The sequence below is a fragment of the Streptomyces sp. NPDC059455 genome (genome assembly GCF_042750115.1).
GTDB lineage: Bacteria > Actinomycetota > Actinomycetes > Streptomycetales > Streptomycetaceae > Streptomyces > Streptomyces endocoffeicus.
This window is the reverse complement of record NZ_JBHYVB010000003.1, coordinates 104,528-120,069: the sequence shown is the minus strand read 5'-3', so window position 1 is coordinate 120,069 and position 15,542 is coordinate 104,528. Positions and strand designations below refer to the sequence as shown.

Genomic DNA, 15,542 nt, shown 5'->3' with positions numbered 1-15,542 from the left:
CACCGGGAGGGCGAACCCCCACGCGCGCCCCGACAAACGCCGCGCCCCCGGCTGGGCGCCCCGCCCCCCTATCGCCCGGCCGCACACCCCCCGCGCCGACCAAACAGGCCGTCACTCGGGCGTCTGCCGCTACGAGCCGTTGAAGGCGCCCGCCGGGCCCGCCGCCGTTTCGCCGCGCGGGGGCGCGTCCTCGTCCTCGCCCGTCAGGTCGCGTACGAGCAGCGTCGCGCCCGCGACCGCGCCCGGCATCAGGAAGACCGCGACCAGCGGGATCAGGAAGAGGACGGACAGCGGGACGCCGAAGCCCAGGGAGAGGAGGCGGCGGGAGCGGAGCAGGCGGCGGCGCTCCTTCAGCAGGATGCCGCGGCGCAGCAGGGCGATCGAGGTCAGCTCCTCGGTGAGGAAGAAGGCGGTCACGCAGAAGGCCAGGACGGGGATCACGGTCTGGCCGACCCCCGGGATGAAGCCCAGCGCGAAGAACAGCACGCTCCAGAGGGCGACGCGGATGAGCAGTGCGATGGCCTCGCGCAGCCCTATCCACAGCTCGGCCCAGGTCGACATCCCGGACTCGGGCACCGCGCCGCCCTCGGAGCGGTCGACCGCTTCGGAGAGCGACTCGTAGAAGGGCTGGCCGACCAGCAGCGTGACCGCCGTGAACGTGATGATGGCGAGGAAGAGGCAGGTGGCGGCGAAGAGGATCGAGAGCGCGCCGCGGAAGACGCCGAGCCAGGGTGAGGACCAGTCGTCGGCGAAGGGCGTGGCCCATGCGATGACGTCGTCGGTCCAGAAGAAGAGGGCGACGAGGGCCGCCGCGTATCCGACGAGGGTGATCAGGGCGGGAATCATCCCGAACCCCCACCATCTCCCGTGCCGGGCCGCCCAGCGTTGCCCCTTCATCAGATAACCGAAGCCACTCACAAGATCACGCATGGGCCGAAGCCTACTGGCCTAGCGTGGCGCTACAGGAACGCCGGGTTTGCCGGTCTGCCAGGTGAAGTCGACGGTGTGCGGATAGTGGTCGGACAGCGGTTTGCCGTCGGCGTCGAGGAAGGATGTGTGCGCGTTGTGGTAGCGGGTGGCGGTGAGGGAGAGCTGCGGGCCGGAGCGGTAGAGGACCTTGTCCACGACCTCGCAGGTGTCGGTGACGTTGTCCGGGTCGCAGACGAGGGCGTCGGAACCGGCGGGCGGGGCCGAGCCGCCGCGTACGAGGTCCACCCAGGCATCGGTGAGGCCGTTGCGGGTGGCGAGGTCGCGGATGTTGTCGGCGGTGCGGGTGTAGCGGGTGTTGGTGTCGCCCATGACGAGCACCGCGTTGCCGGCGGAGTGGGCGGCGATGTAGTCGGAGAGCTGGGTGATGTTGGCGCGGCGGGCGGCGAGGTCGGCGTCCGTCGTCCCCGCGTTGGGGTGCAGGTTGTACAGGTCGAGGTAGGCGCCCTCGGCCAGCCGTACCCGGGCGACGCTGAAGCCCTTCGGGGTGAGGCAGTCGGTGCCGTTACACCTCTTCCACTTCACCCGCTCGAAGCCGTCGTACGGCAGGTCGGAGAGGGTGTTCAGACCGTCGCCGAAGACGGCGGGACCGCTGGTGGGGGTGCGGTACGGGTGGTCGTCACCGGCGTAGAGCGCGGCGTGGTAGTTGAAGTCCTCCTGGACGTTGACGATGTCGTACGCGCCGAGCCGGGGGGAGATCAGCGGGGTGTTCTTGGCGGGGTGGCTGGAGGACAGGCCCTCGGGGAGCCCCGCCACGTTGTAGGTCAGGACATTGAACGTGCCCGTGGTGGCCTGGTGGGTGCCGGTGTCGGCCACCGCGGTCGCGGTCGCGGTCGCGGTCGTGCAGAGGGTGAGCGCCGCCACGGCGGCTACGGCTAAGCGTGTGATGGCGGGGCGTGTGACGGCTGAGCGTCCTATGCGTCTCAAGGGAGCGTCCTCTCGGTTGTTGACTGGTGACGATGGGCTGTTGGGCGTGCGGTGTTCGGCTGGTGTTCAACCGCGGTCCTTACCTTCGCGCTCATGGCCCCCGGACATCACCACCCTCACGATGAACTCGCGGTGCACAGCCTGCCCCCGGCCCTCGACCTGTCCGTACAAGACGACGAACTGACCCCCGACCAGCTCTCCCGGCGCTCGATGCTGCGCCGCGCGGGGCTGCTGGGTGCGGGGCTCGGCGCCGTGGGCGTGCTGGACGGCGGCACCGCGCGCGCCGTCGCGGCGAACGGCGCGGCGTCGCCCGGCTCCCGGCACGGCGGCGGCTATCTGTGGCTGGCCGGGGACCATCACATCCACACCCAGTACAGCAACGACGGCAAGTACCGGGTCATCGACCAGGTGCGGCAGGGTGCCCGGCACGGGCTGGACTGGATGGTGATCACCGACCACGGGAACGTCACCCACGCCCGGATCGGGGTCGAGAAGGTCAACCCCGACATCCGCGAGGCGCGCGCGGCCCACCGGGACGCGCTGGTCTTCCAGGGGCTGGAGTGGAACATCCCCGGCGCCGAGCACGGTACGGTCTTCGTCCACCCCGGCCGTGACGAGGTGGCGGTGCTCAAGGAGTTCGAGAACTCCTTCGACGGGTCCGTCAGGAACGCCGGCGACTCCACCCCGCGGAACGAGGCCCTGGCCATCGCCGGTCTTGACTTCCTCTCGGACGCGGTGCGCCGGCGGCGGGTCAAGGCCGCGCTGATGCTCGCCAACCACCCCGCCCGCAAGGGCCTGGACTCCCCGCACGAGATCCGGGGCTGGCGGGACGCCCAGCCGCATATCGCCGTGGGCATGGAGGGCGCGCCGGGCCACCAGGCCGCCGGGATCCCGGCCTCCGCGCACGGTCCGGGCGGTGCCCGCGGGCTGTACGAGAACGCCCCGGGGCCGCAGTCCTTCGCCGCGTACCCGGCCGAGTCGTACCGCACCTGGGGTGGCTTCGACTGGATGACGGCCACGGTGGGCGGGCTGTGGGACAGCCTGCTCAGCGAGGGCAAGCCGTGGTGGATCACCGCCAACTCCGACTCCCACAACGTCTACGCCGACACCGCGATGCGCGGCCCCGGCAGCGACTACGAGACCAACGGGCGGCAGAACGACCCGGTGTACCGGGGCGGGCTCGACCTGGAGGAGAACGACTACTGGCCGGGCCAGTACAGCCGCACCCATGTGGGCGCCGAGGACTTCTCGTACGCCGCCGTCATGGACGGCATCCGGGCGGGCCGGGTGTGGGTGGACCACGGCGGGCTGATCAGCGGCCTGGACGCGCGGCTCGGCGGTGGCCGGGGGCGTTCGGTCACCCTCGGCGGCACCCTGCACGTGGAGCGCGGCACCCGGGTGCGGCTCGAGGTGGACATCGCGCTGGCGAACGGCCCCAACTGGGCTGGTTTCGTGCCGGAGTTGGCGCGGGTGGACGTCATCCAGGGCGAGGTCACGGGCGCGGTGAGCGACCGTGACACATTCGCGGCGCCGCGCACCCGGGTGGTGAAGTCGTATCAGGTGAGCCGCACGACGGGAACGGTCCGGCTCTCCTACGACCTCGGCCCGGTGGACCGCCCGCTGTACGTACGGCTGCGCGGCACCGACGGCAACCGCGTGGCGGTGGGCGCGCGGGGCGCGGCGGTGGATCCGCACGGCCCGGCGATGGATGTGCCGGGCGATGCGGATCCGTGGCGCGATCTGTGGTTCTACGCCAACCCCATGTGGGTGCTGCCCTCCTGACGGCCACGACCACGACCGCGACCACTGCCACTGCCACTGCCACTGCCACGACAGGGCGCCGTCGCTGACGCTTTTCAGAGCTTTCCCGTGCCCGCCTGGGCGGTGACGGTGGCCACCACGGAGGACGCCGGTTCCGCCGTGTACGCGTACGGCGGGGTGGTGAAGCTGCCCGTCCGGGAGATCTCGGTGGCCGCCCCGCCCAGGTCGTTGCCGCGCAGCACCGCATAGCCGTCGACATCGCTGTCCCGGCTGGTGGTGACGGCCACTTCGGTGTCGCGGAAGACGTTGTTCTCGACCAGCGTCTGCGCGCCCATCCGGGAGTGCACACCGGTTTCCGCGCCCTGGACGTAGTTGTCGTAGAAGTGGCCGGTGCCGAAGCGCAGGCTGGGGATGCGGGAGTAAACGTCTGAGAACCAGTTGTGGTGGTACGTCACCTTGAGGTGACCGGTGTCCTCGCTCGCGTTGTTGTCGCTGTGGCCGACCAGGCTGCCCTTGAAGTGGTCGGCGAACTTGTTCCAGGAGACGGTGATGTTGTCCGAGCCGTGATTGATGTCCAGCAGACCGTCGTAGTAGTCCTTGTCGTGGTCGCGGTCGGCCGAGAAGGTGTTGTGGTCGATCCACACCTTGGTGGACTTCTGCACGGTGATGCCGTCGGACGGCTTCCGGGGCTTGCTGATGTCGAGGTTGCGGACGATGACGTTCGTCGACTCCTTCAGCCGCAGTCCGCCGCCGGTGAAGCCGGAGCCCGAACCCACGCCCAGCACGGTGGTGTTGGAGCCGATGTCCACCTGGCCGGTGAGGGAGATCAGCCCGGAGACCTTGACCACCTTGGCCTTGTCACCGGTGACGGCGGCCTTGAAGGCGTCCAGGGAGGTCACGGTGGTGGCGGTGGCGTTCCCGCCGCCCGTGGTACCGGCACCGAAGCCGACGGGGGTGGTCTCGGCGGCGGGACGCGTCCCCGTGGCGGAGGGCGCGGCGGTGGCGTGTGCGGTGTCGGAGCGTGCGGAGTCGGCCGAGTCCGCGCCATGGGCGGAGACCGTGGAGAGGCCGCCGAGGGCGAGCGCCGCGGTGACGCCCGCGGCGACCGCGGTCAGCCGGCGTCGATCGCGGGCGGTGACGCGGGGGACGTCCATGACATCGCCGTCGTCCGTGACATCGTCGTCGTCCGTGGTGCCGTGGTCGTCCGTGGTGCCGTGGTCGTGCGTCGAGCGCATGGGGGAGTCCTCTCATTCGGAGGATCTCCACACGGGAGGGGTAATCGCTTGCGGGATGAGCGAGGGTGGGCGGCAAGCACGCTGATCACAAAGGCCGGTGGAGATCGCCAAAGGTTGCGGCTCTGACGGTGTGGGGCCCTGGCGCCGGGCGATGTGGTCAGGATCGCCCCGGCGGACAGCGGCCATCCCGGAAAAAGCTAGTAAGCGCTTGTGATGGTGTCAACACCCGTATGAGGTAAGGGAGTTGGCCGTATCGAGAGTTGACGGGCGGGGACTTTGCCGAATCCACAGGCGTCCCACAGGAAACGCCCCTACCTTTCCATGCCCATGACAGACTTATCCCCCGCCCCCATGGGGCGCCGAAGAGTACTGCTCGCCGGAAGCGCCGCCGCGGCGGCCATCGGAATCGGCGCGGGCACGGCCGCCGCCCGCCCGGAGTCGGCCGCGGCGAGTGAAACGGCCGCCGGATCCGCGGCCACCGGGACCACCACGGCCACCGGCACCAGCGGCACCGGGGCCCGCGACACCGCCGCCATCTGCACGCTCACCAAGGAGCTCACCGAGGGCCCGTACTACCTCGACCACGCCCTCGTACGCGCAGATGTCGCCGAGGACAAGAAGGGAGTCCCGCTCGAGCTCGTCCTCACCGCCGTGGACACCGCCACCTGCGCGCCCCTCAACAAGGCGCTGGTGGAGATCTGGTACTGCGACGCGCTCGGCGAGTACTCCGGCTTCGTCGGCAACAACGGCCACCAGGAGCCGGACAACGGCAAGTTCCTGCGCGGCGGCGTGCTCACCGGCACCGACGGGGTGGCCAGGCTCACCGGGATCTACCCCGGCTGGTACCGAGGCCGCTGCATCCATGTCCACCTCAAGGTGCACACGGGCGTCACGCTCACCCCGGACGGCTCGTTCACCGGCGGCAACGAGATCCACACCGGTCAGCTCTTCTTCGACGAGAAGATCACCGAGGCGGTGGCCAAGCTCTCCCCGTACTCCACCAACACCGTCCCCCGCACTCCCCTGTCCGCCGACGGCATCTACGGCAACGGCGGCACCGCCGCCGGACTGCTCGCCGTGACGGCACTGGGCAGCACGCCGTCCACCGGCTATCGCGGCACGCTCACGGTCGGCGTCGACCCGGACGCCTGACCGGCCGCCGCACCTCGTCCCGTCCCCCGTCACCCGCTCCCCGTCCCCCTCGTTCCGTCCACGCCCCGCCCGGCACCCCGGGCGGGGCCCTTCACGCCCGGATGCTCAGGCGGATGCTCAGGCCAGGCGTATGACGTTCCAGGACATCGGCTCGAGCGTGGTGCGCAGGGCGCCGTCCGCGAGCTCCGTGCCCTCGCCGGGACGCGGGGTGACGCGCTCGGGGTCGGTGAGGGTGTTACGCGCCTCGGGGTCGGCGTCGGCGAGGACGGCGTGCTCGACGACACGGGACACGGGGAGGGCGGACAGGGCGATCTCCAGCGGGAGCGGCCGGTGCTGGTCGCGGTTGACCGCGAAGACCGTCACCGCGCCGGTGGACTCGTCGAGCACGGCGGTGGCGTGCAGCAGCGGCACCTCGCCGTAGACGGGGGTCTCGTACGTCGGGCTGTCGACGTTGACCCGCAGCACCCGCCCGCGCCCGTGGGCCGACGCCTGCGCGAAGGGGTAGAAGGTGGTCTGCCGCCAGGCGGGGCCGCCCGGTTCGGTCATGATCGGGGCGATGACGTTGACCAGCTGGGCGAGGCAGGCGACGGTGACGCGGTCGGCGTGGCGGAGCAGGGCGATCAGCAGCGAGCCGACCACGACGGCGTCGGTGACGGAGTAGTTGTCCTCCAGGAGGCGCGGGGCCTCCTCCCAGTTGAGCGGCTCGGCGTTGTGGTAGTGGGTCTGGTACCAGACGTTCCACTCGTCGAAGGAGAGGTTGATCTTCTTCTTCGACTTCAGCCGGGCGCCGATGTGATCGCAGGTGGCGACGACGTTCTCGATGAAGGACTCCATGTCCACGGCCGAGGCGAGGAAGGAGTCGCGGTCGCCGTCGCGCTCCTCGTAGTAGGCGTGCAGGGAGATGTGGTCCACCAGGTCATAGGTCTCCTGGAGGACCGTCGCCTCCCAGGTGGCGAACGTCGGCATCGACTGGTTGGAGCTGCCGCACGCCACGAGCTCCACGTCCGGGTCGATCTGCCGCATCGCGCGGGCGGTCTCGGCGGCGAGCCGTCCGTACTCCTCGGCCGTCTTGTGGCCGGTCTGCCAGGGGCCGTCCATCTCATTGCCCAGACACCACAGCCCGATGCCGTACGGATCCTTGTCGCCGTGGCCGATCCGGAGGTCGGCGAGGGCGGTGCCGGACGGGTGGTTGGCGTACTCCTGCAGCTCAAGGGCCTCGGCGACACCGCGGGTGCCGAGGTTGAGCGCCATCATGGGCTCGCCGTCGACCTTACGGACGAAGTCGATGTACTCGGAGAGCCCGAACCGGTTGGGCTCGGTGGAACGCCAGGCCAGATCGAGCCGGCGCGGCCGCTCCTCGACCGGCCCGACACCGTCCTCCCACTTGTAGCCGGAGACGAAGTTGCCGCCCGGATACCGGATGACGGTGACGCCCAACTCCCGGATCAGCGCGAGGACATCGGTACGCAGCCCGGCCTCGTCGGCGGCCGGGTGGCCCGGCTCGTGGATACCGGTGTAGACGCAGCGTCCGAGGTGCTCGACGAACGAGCCGAAGAGGCGGGGGTTGACGTCGCCGACGGCGAAGGCGGGGTCGAGGGTGAACCGGGCGAAATCGGTCTGCGGCATGACGGCCCATCTCTTCGAGTCTCTTCGGGGCTCTTCGGGTCTCTTCGGGTCTCTTCGGGTCTCTTCGGGTCTCTTCGGGTCTCTTCGGGGGTCGCGACTGCGCATATGCGCGCCCGCGCGACTATTCGACATATCGACCAGCGCTCGTTTCTTCGAACGCGACCGTAAGATCTCGCCACGGCGTGCGTCAATGGCAGGACACCGTCGGGGTGTCCGGGCTGAGCGGCCCGCGCTGGGGGATACCCCCCCTTCCGATCCTGGGGTGTGCCGGATCGCACCCCGCCGGGGGCGAAATTAGCGTTCGGCCATGACTTCGACTCCGCGAAGGCACCTCGCCGTGGCACTCGGTGTCGCTACGCTGCTCACCGCCCAAGTGGCCACCACCGTCGCCCGGCCCGCCGGTCCCGCACCCGGGGAGCGGTTGCGCCAGGACACCGAGGCGATCCACGCCCTCGGGGTCAGCGGTGTGCAGGCCCGCGCGATCGCGCCCGACGGCCGGCAGTCGGTCGCCACCAGCGGCACCGCCGACCTGAACACCGGCCGCCCGGTCCCTTCCGACGGCTACTTCCGCATGGCCAGTACGTCCAAGACGCTGGTCGCCACCGTGGTCCTCCAACTGGAGGCCGCGGGCGAACTCTCCCTGGACGACACCGTCGACCACTGGCTGCCGGGAGTGGTGCGGGGCAACGGCAACGACGGCGGCCGGATCACCCTCCGCCAACTGCTCCAGCACACCAGCGGCATCCACGACGACCTGCCCGGATACACCACACCGGAGGAGTACTACCAGCAGCGCCACGACATCCACAGCCCCGAGCGGCTGGTGGCCCGCGCCATGGCCCACGCGCCGGACTTCCCGCCCGGCGAGGGCTGGGCGTACTCCAACACCGGCTATGTCCTGCTCGACATGATCATCCAGAAGGCGACCGGTCACCGCGCCCACCAGGAGATCGAGCACCGCGTTCTGCGCCCGCTCGGCCTCGACCGGACCCGGTGGACGGGCACCTCGCCCACCCTGCCCCGGCCGCACGCCAAGGCCTACCAGCTCTTCGGCCCCGGTTCCGTGGTGGACGTCACCGACCAGATACCGGTGGACCACGAGAACCTTTCGTGGGTCACGACCACGCGGGACGAGAACCGCTTCCTCCGCGCGCTGCTCGCCGGCCGCCTGCTGCCGCCGCGGCAGCTGGCCGAGATGAAGCGGACCGTCCCCGTGAGCGCGGAGGTGCAACGGCTGTGGCCCGGCGGCCGATACGGGCTCGGCCTGGTCGAACGCCCCCTGAGCTGCGGCGGAACCTACTGGAGCCACGAGGGCGGGGACGGCGGCTACATCACCCTCAACGGCGTCACCGACGACGGCGGGCGAAGCGCCGTGGTCTCCATGTCCGAGGCGCGCGGCGACACCCCGGAGCACATCCTGGACCAGGAGAACGCGGCCAGCACCCTGATCGACCACGCGCTGTGCCCCGCGGGCCCCGGCACCCGGTGAGCGGAGGCGCTGGACAGCCGGACCTCCGTGCCCGCTCAGCCGGTGTGAAGAACCCGAAAGCGATCGGGCTCCGCCGGATCCCGGTCGACGACCTGGACCGGCGGCCAAGTCCATTGCCACACACCGACGCCCGGCGTGCGGGAGAACCGGATCCGCCCGCGGGTGCCTTCGACCGCGACGCGCGACCAGGACGCGGCGACGCGCGCCCGGTCCGTGCCCTGAGCACGCAGCACCTCGGCGAGGACGGCGACCGTGTCGTAGCCCTCGAAGGCGACGAAGGAGGGCGCCGCGGCCAGCCGCTCGCGGAGGGCCGTCCCGACTCGTACGCCGAGCGGGCCCAGGCGCTCGGGCAGGTAGCGCAGGAACGGGATCGCGGCGCCGTCGTCGCCCAGCGACGCCGCCCACTCGGCGAACTCCGGCTGCCCGGCCGGAGCACCCATCATGATCTCGGCGAGGCGCTGGTCGCGGCGGACGGACCTCACGATCGACACGGCAGGCTCCGGGTGGCCGACCAGAAGCAGGAGGGCTGTCGCGCGATGGGCGACGAGTTCGTCGCACACGGCCGCGGGGGTGAGTGCGCGCATGTCGAGTTCGACGACGGCGCCGCCGCGTGGAGCGAGATGGTCCCGCAGAATCCCGGCCCCGGATGCCCAGTAGACACTCGGCTCGGTGGCCACGGCGATGCGGCGGTGGCCCGCGCCGAGGAGGAAGTCCGCGTAGATCCGCCAGCCGTGGGACTGTGCCGGGGCGAGGCGCGCGACCCAGTCCGTCGGCTGTTCGGTGAGCGCGTCGAGAACCGCCGACGAGCAGAGGAACGGCAGGCCGAGGGCGTCGGCACGGGCGGCGGCGGCACGAGCGACGACGCTGTGGTACTCCCCCGCCAAGGCGGCCACGCCCAGCTGGGCCAATTCGTCCACAGCCGCCGCGGCCCTCTGTGGATCGGCCGCGGTGTCCCGGACCACCAGCTCGAGTGGGCTTCCGGCGATCCCGCCGTCGTCATTGACGTCGCGTACGGCCAGCTCAAGGCCCGCGAGTACGTGTTGGCCCGCCTCGACCCAGCCGGGCCGAGTCAGCGGAACGAGAGCACCGATCCGGACGGATGATCCGTCCCGCCGTGGCGGGCGCGCCTGGGTGACCATGCCGGACATTGCATCCGCCGCCGTCGCCGACAGGCAACCGATTATGCGTTCGCTGCCCTGCCAGGCACCTCGCCGCGCTCCCTACGACGGGCGGATACCGGTGTTGGACAGCCTCAGCCGGAGCTCCCGCTCCTGGTCGCCCGCCACCGCGCCCTGCTCGCTTACCTCGAAGGCGCGGGCCAGGACGTCCGCCATCTGCCGCACCGGGAGAGGGCCGCCCTGGAGGTCGGCGGTGACGGGGGCCGTCAGGGAGGCCGGGCGCGGCTCCGCGCGCGGGTCGGCCACCTCGAAGACGGACGTCCACACCGTGGGCCGCCCCTCGCCCGCGTCCTGCGGAAGATTCGCCGTCGCCTGGTCGGACGCGTAAGCCGTGCGCAGCACACCGAAGACGGCCTCGGCGTCGTCCCGCGAGATTCCGCTCACCGCCACCAGCACCTGCGAGGCGGACCGAGGCTGTTCCGGACCGGCCGTCGTGGACATGGGGCCACCTTTCCCGTTCGTTCCGAGCTCTTTCGGCTCCCCGGGTACCCGCCCGCCCCCGACCCATCACCTCGTGAGCGATCCCTTGACCCGCCTCACCGACGCCTCTAGCGTGCGGCCGACGTTACGGAAACGTTCCGGAATTTTTCGGAGCCGGGAAGGGAAGTTTTCGTGATCACTTCGGTCCGCACAGCCCTCGTCGGCGCGCTCGCCGCCGCACTGCTCCCGCTCATCACACCGTCCGCCGCCGCGGAACCACTCCGCGGCGGCACCGTGGATTTCGGAAGGCACCTCCAGCCCATCGACGGTTTCGGCTTCTCCCAGGCGTTCCAGCGCGCCGATCTGATGCACGGCGCACAGGGCCTGACCCCGGAGCACCAGCGCGAAGTGCTGGATCTGCTGCTGAACCGAGCCACGGGCGCCGGGTTGAGCATTCTGCGGCTCGGCATCGGCTCGTCGTCCGACGACGTCTACGACCACATGAAGTCCATCCAGCCCACCGACCCGGGCGGCCCGGACGCGCCCCCGCGCTATGAGTGGGACGGCGACGACGGCGGCCAGGTGTGGCTGGCCAAGGAGGCGCGGCGGTACGGCGTCAAGCGGTTCTACGCCGACGCCTGGAGCGCGCCGGGCTATATGAAGACGAACGGGACGGACGCGAACGGCGGCACGCTGAAGGAGGAGTGGCGACGGGCGTACGCCGACTACCTGGTGCGGTACGCGAAGTTCTACCGCCAGGAGGGCGTACCCCATCACCGACCTCGGCTTCACCAATGAGCCGGACCTCGCCACGTCCTACGCCTCGATGCGGTTCACCCCGGAACAGGCGGTCGAGGTGATCAAGGCGATCGGCCCCGCGGTGCGGCGGGCCGGGATCAATCTGCTGTGCTGCGATGCGGCCGGATGGGACGAGCAGGCGTCGTTCTCCGCCGCGATCGAGGCCGACGGCACCGCCGCGGACCAGGTCGCGGTGCACACGGGCCATCCCTATGTCACCCCCTCCGACCAGCCCCTGCCGACGACCCGCCGCACCTGGATGTCGGAGTGGAGCCCCAACGGCACGACATGGAACGAGGCGTGGGACGGCCAAAACAAGGCAGCAGCGCGAAGCGCTTCGGTTGAGGGTGGTGGTGGGCGACGGGTGGGAGGTTACGACGGCTTGGCGGTCGCGGAGGCGATCCACACGACGCTCGCGGACGCGGGGGCGAGTGGGTATGTGTACTGGTTCGGCGCGTCGGTGGGCGCCACCCGGGGGCTGATCCAACTGGACGGCCCGGACTACCACGTCTCCAAGCGGCTGTGGGCCCTGGCCGCGTACAGCCGTTTCATCCGGCCCGGGGCGGTACGGGTCGCGGCGGACTCCGGGGCGGACGGAGTGAAGACGACGGCCTTCCGGAACCGGGACGGCCGACGGGTCCTGGAGATCCTCAACACCGGTGAGGAGCCGGTGCGCACGGGCTACGCGCTACGTGGCGGAGCAGGTGGGGGCGGAGACGCGCGGGGCGCGGTCTACCGGACGGACGAGACACACTCCCTCAGCCGCGTCGGAACCGCGCGGGTGCGCGACGGACGGCTGGCGGTCGAACTGCCGGGGCGATCGCTGACGACGGTGGTGCTGCGATAGCCGGGACCGCCCCTACCGCACGGGTGGCAGGGGCGGTCGAGCCGTCGGCCCTCGAAGGCTCAGTGCTCGATGACTCAGTCCTCGAAGGCTCAGTCCTCGAAGGCTCAGTCCTCGAACGAGACGATCATCTTGCCGGTGTTCTCCCCACGGAGCATCCCGAGGAAGGCATCCACCGCGTTCTCCACGCCCTTGATGACGGTCTCGCCGTAGTGCAGCTTGCCCTCGCGGATCCAGCCGCCGACCTCCTGGAAGAACTGCTCCTGAAGGTGCTGGTGGTCCCCGACCAGCATGCCCTGCATCCGCAGCCGCTTGCCGATGACCATCCCGAGGTTGCGCGGGGCGGCGGGCGGCTCGGTGACGTTGTACTGCGAGATCATGCCGCAGACGGTGATCCGGCCGTGCACCTTGAGGCGGCCGATGGCGGCCTCGAGGTGCTCACCGCCGACATTGTCGAAGTAGACGTCGATCCCGTCCGGCGCGGCCTCCTTCAGCTGGTCGGCGACCGGGCCGCTCTTGTAGTTGAAGGCCGCGTCGAAGCCGTACTCGTCGAGCAGCACCCGGACCTTCTCGTCCGAACCGGCGCTGCCGATCACCCGGGAGGCGCCCTTGAGCTTGGCGATCTGGCCGACCTCACTGCCGACCGCGCCCGCCGCGCCCGAGACGAAGACCGCGTCGCCCTCCTTGAAGGAGGCGACCTCCAGCAGCCCCGCGTAGGCGGTGAGGCCCGGCATGCCGAGCACCCCGAGGTAGGCGGGGAGCGGGGCGATCTCGGGGTCGACCTTGACGGCGCTCTTGGCGTCCACCGTCGCGTACTCACGCCAGCCGCCGAAGTGCAGGACGTGGTCGCCGACGGAGATGCCCTCCGCGTTGGAGGCGACGACCTTGCCGACCGCGCCGCCTTCCATCGGGCGGTCCAGCTGGAACGGCGGCGTGTACGACTTCACGTCGTTCATGCGGCCGCGCATGTACGGGTCCACCGACATGTAGAGATTGCGCACCAGCGCCTGCCCGGGGCCCGGCCCGGAGACCGAGGCCTCGCGCAGTGCGAAGTCCTCCGGCTTCGGCCACCCCTGGGGGCGGGCGACCAGGTGCCATTCACGGCCGGTGGTGGGGATGACGGGCATGGAAGGGGCCTCTCCTACGTTTCAACAGATGAAACAATCATGCTGCTTGATATTTCATGCTGTCAAGTAAATGGGTACCCTGGTGGGCATGACGTCCCGCACCGACCCGCTGACCCTCGAGGTCGTCGAGCTCATCGGCACCATCGTGGCCCGTTATCACGAGGAATACGAGGAGGCCGCGGCCAAGCACTCCCTGACCGGGGCACAGGCCCGGGTGCTGGGCCTGCTGGCCGGCGGCCCGACACCGATGCGACGGCTCGCCCAGCAGCTGAAGTGCGAGCCGTCGAACGTCACCGGGATCGTGGACCGCCTGGAGTCGCGCGGCCTCGCCGAGCGCCGCCTGGACCCGGCCGACCGCCGGGTCAAGCTGGCCGCCGCCACCGAGGCGGGCCGGGAGACCTCCGCACGGCTCCGCGGCTCGCTCGACTTCGCGCGCGAGCCGCTGGCCGAACTCTCGGACGAGGAGCGCACGGTACTGCGCGACCTGCTCAAACGAATGCTGGGCAGCGCGCCGTAGCGCGTGCGTAGGCCCATCGCCGGGATGGGGCCTGGGACGGAACCCGCCCAGGGCCTGGGGCAGAACCCCGGGCCGAGCCCTGAGGCGGAGCCCCGCCCGGAATCTGGGGCAGAGGGTTCATGCCCCCTATACAGTGCCGAGATGGTTTCGGAGCTGCAGCGACTTGTCGACGCGTTCGGTGCCCGCCTTGGTCGGTCGATCGCCATCGACGACACACGACTCAAGCTGCTCGCGTACAACGCGCACACTGGCGACGTGGACGACGCCCGGATCGAATCGGTCATGCACCGTGGTGTGTCGAGCGCGCTGGTCGCGCACGTCTGCGAGCAGGGCGCCGCCCAGGCTTCCGATGTCTTCACTCTTCCGCCGTGCCCGCAGATCGGCATCACGATGGAACGGGTCGGCATGCCGATCCGCTACGACGATGCCCTGCTCGGCTACGTATGGCTGATCGGCTCCGATGGCCCTATCGGCGACCGGGCCGTCGAGTTGCTGCGCGAGGCGGCTGCGCAAGCCGCCCTGGTCCTGCACCGCGGCTACCTTGGCGTCGAAGTGACTCGCAGCCACGTCAGGGAGCTGGTCCGCGACCTGATCGCCCCGGACCAGGCACTCCGGACGGAGGCGAGTGCCGCACTCATCGAGGAGGAACACGCCGTGGCCGGCCCGGTCACCGTCCTGGTAGCCATGGTGGCGCGCGAAGAGGGCGAGCCTCTGGCTGAAGAACGCCGTCTGGCCCTGGAGCTCGCCGTCGACCGCTGTCGACGACGGCTTCCCCCCTCGCGCGGATTGGCCCTGACGCGTCCGGATCACGCGCTTCTGCTGACGATCTGGCCTGGGGCACGTTCCCAGGTCATCGAGCGCAATGCCGCCGAGCTTGCCGAGGTACTGCGCGAAAAGCTGGTCGCAGAACTCGGCCTGGGACGGGCCGCCCTGTGCTGGGTAGGCATAGGCGGGCCACGCCCACGCCTCACGGAGGCCCACTCCTCCTACGAGGAAGCCCGCCGCGCTGCCGAGGTCGCCCGCATCACGGGCACCGTGGGTCAAGTGGTTGCTCATACACAGCTGGGCGTGTACGCGCTATTGGGCAAGCTCACCCCCGACGAGCTTGCCGAGGGCATCCACCCGGGGCTGCACTCCCTGCTGTCACACTCCGCGCACCGTGGGCTGGTTGACACCCTGCGGGTGTATCTCGATCACGCCGGCGATGCCCGGCACGCCGCCACCGCCCTGCACATCCACCGCTCCACACTCTACAAACGGCTGCATCGCGTTGAGCAGCTCACTGGGCTGCAACTGGACGTCGGCGATGACCGACTGGCCGCGCATCTCGGCCTGAAGATGGCAGAGTTGCACCCCCGCTTGCCGACATCGATGAAGGCGCCGGACGTGGTGTTGTGAGCACGGGCCGCAGCTGGGCAACGTTGCTACGGTTGCCGCAGAACCTGCGGCGTTCGCCGTGCCGTCACCCCCGTGACGTGCAC

General features: G+C 70.5%; 13 protein-coding genes and 1 pseudogene. 7 read left to right on the top strand and 7 right to left on the bottom strand.

Annotation, left to right across the window (positions count from 1 at the left end):
- Positions 1–129: 129 nt before the first annotated feature.
- The gene (locus tag ACFXB5_RS02205; protein WP_385201543.1) at positions 130–930 is read right to left on the bottom strand and encodes an EI24 domain-containing protein; all 801 of its coding nucleotides are present in this window, start codon (positions 928–930) and stop codon (positions 130–132) included.
- Positions 931–987: 57 nt separating this feature from the next.
- Positions 988–1,875: pseudogene (locus ACFXB5_RS02200) on the bottom strand (endonuclease); the annotation flags it as partial.
- A 132-nt stretch (positions 1,876–2,007) separates the two neighbouring features.
- Here ACFXB5_RS02200 and ACFXB5_RS02195 point away from each other — a divergent pair.
- A complete protein-coding gene (locus ACFXB5_RS02195; protein WP_385201541.1) occupies positions 2,008–3,696 on the top strand; it encodes a PHP domain-containing protein in 1,689 nt (562 codons plus the stop codon).
- A gap of 74 nt (positions 3,697–3,770) precedes the next feature.
- Here ACFXB5_RS02195 and ACFXB5_RS02190 read toward each other — a convergent pair whose 3' ends face one another.
- Entirely contained in the window at positions 3,771–4,910 is a 1,140-nt protein-coding gene (locus tag ACFXB5_RS02190) for a polysaccharide lyase family 1 protein (RefSeq protein WP_385201539.1), read from the bottom strand.
- Positions 4,911–5,231: 321 nt separating this feature from the next.
- On the opposite strand from ACFXB5_RS02190, the gene ACFXB5_RS02185 reads away from it, so the two are divergent.
- Entirely contained in the window at positions 5,232–6,062 is an 831-nt protein-coding gene (locus ACFXB5_RS02185) for an intradiol ring-cleavage dioxygenase (protein WP_385201537.1), read from the top strand.
- A 117-nt stretch (positions 6,063–6,179) separates the two neighbouring features.
- On the opposite strand, the gene ACFXB5_RS02180 is transcribed toward ACFXB5_RS02185, so the two are convergent.
- Entirely contained in the window at positions 6,180–7,688 is a 1,509-nt protein-coding gene (locus ACFXB5_RS02180; RefSeq protein ID WP_385201535.1) for an alpha-N-arabinofuranosidase, read from the bottom strand.
- A 307-nt stretch (positions 7,689–7,995) separates the two neighbouring features.
- Between ACFXB5_RS02180 and ACFXB5_RS02175 the strand changes: the two genes are divergently transcribed.
- Entirely contained in the window at positions 7,996–9,177 is a 1,182-nt protein-coding gene (locus ACFXB5_RS02175) for a serine hydrolase domain-containing protein (protein ID WP_385201533.1), read from the top strand.
- A gap of 35 nt (positions 9,178–9,212) precedes the next feature.
- On the opposite strand, the gene ACFXB5_RS02170 is transcribed toward ACFXB5_RS02175, so the two are convergent.
- Both ACFXB5_RS02170 and ACFXB5_RS02165 read right to left on the bottom strand, forming a co-directional pair.
- Entirely contained in the window at positions 9,213–10,325 is a 1,113-nt protein-coding gene (locus tag ACFXB5_RS02170; RefSeq protein ID WP_385201531.1) for an ABC transporter substrate-binding protein, read from the bottom strand.
- Positions 10,326–10,397: 72 nt separating this feature from the next.
- Positions 10,398–10,796: a hypothetical protein gene (locus ACFXB5_RS02165; protein ID WP_385201529.1), complete on the bottom strand. Its 399-nt coding sequence runs from the start codon at positions 10,794–10,796 to the stop codon at positions 10,398–10,400.
- A 171-nt stretch (positions 10,797–10,967) separates the two neighbouring features.
- Between ACFXB5_RS02165 and ACFXB5_RS02160 the strand changes: the two genes are divergently transcribed.
- Both ACFXB5_RS02160 and ACFXB5_RS02155 read left to right on the top strand, forming a co-directional pair.
- Positions 10,968–11,573 carry a glycoside hydrolase gene (locus tag ACFXB5_RS02160; RefSeq protein WP_385201527.1) on the top strand — a complete coding sequence of 202 codons (606 nt, stop codon included), beginning with the start codon at positions 10,968–10,970 and terminating at the stop codon, positions 11,571–11,573.
- Between the two features lie 28 nt (positions 11,574–11,601).
- A complete protein-coding gene (locus ACFXB5_RS02155; RefSeq protein WP_385201525.1) occupies positions 11,602–12,420 on the top strand; it encodes a glycoside hydrolase family 30 beta sandwich domain-containing protein in 819 nt (272 codons plus the stop codon).
- Positions 12,421–12,524: 104 nt separating this feature from the next.
- Here the strand turns inward: ACFXB5_RS02155 and ACFXB5_RS02150 are convergent, their stop codons facing one another.
- Complete coding sequence (locus ACFXB5_RS02150; protein ID WP_385201523.1) at positions 12,525–13,544, bottom strand: NADP-dependent oxidoreductase; 1,020 nt, start codon at positions 13,542–13,544, stop codon at positions 12,525–12,527.
- A gap of 88 nt (positions 13,545–13,632) precedes the next feature.
- Between ACFXB5_RS02150 and ACFXB5_RS02145 the strand changes: the two genes are divergently transcribed.
- Positions 13,633–14,061 (top strand): MarR family winged helix-turn-helix transcriptional regulator, encoded by a 429-nt coding sequence (locus ACFXB5_RS02145; RefSeq protein ID WP_385201522.1) that lies wholly within the window; start codon positions 13,633–13,635, stop codon positions 14,059–14,061.
- 141 nt (positions 14,062–14,202) lie between these two features.
- Positions 14,203–15,459, top strand: coding sequence for a PucR family transcriptional regulator (locus tag ACFXB5_RS02140; protein ID WP_385201520.1), 1,257 nt, complete (start codon positions 14,203–14,205; stop codon positions 15,457–15,459).
- Positions 15,460–15,542 lie beyond the last annotated feature (83 nt).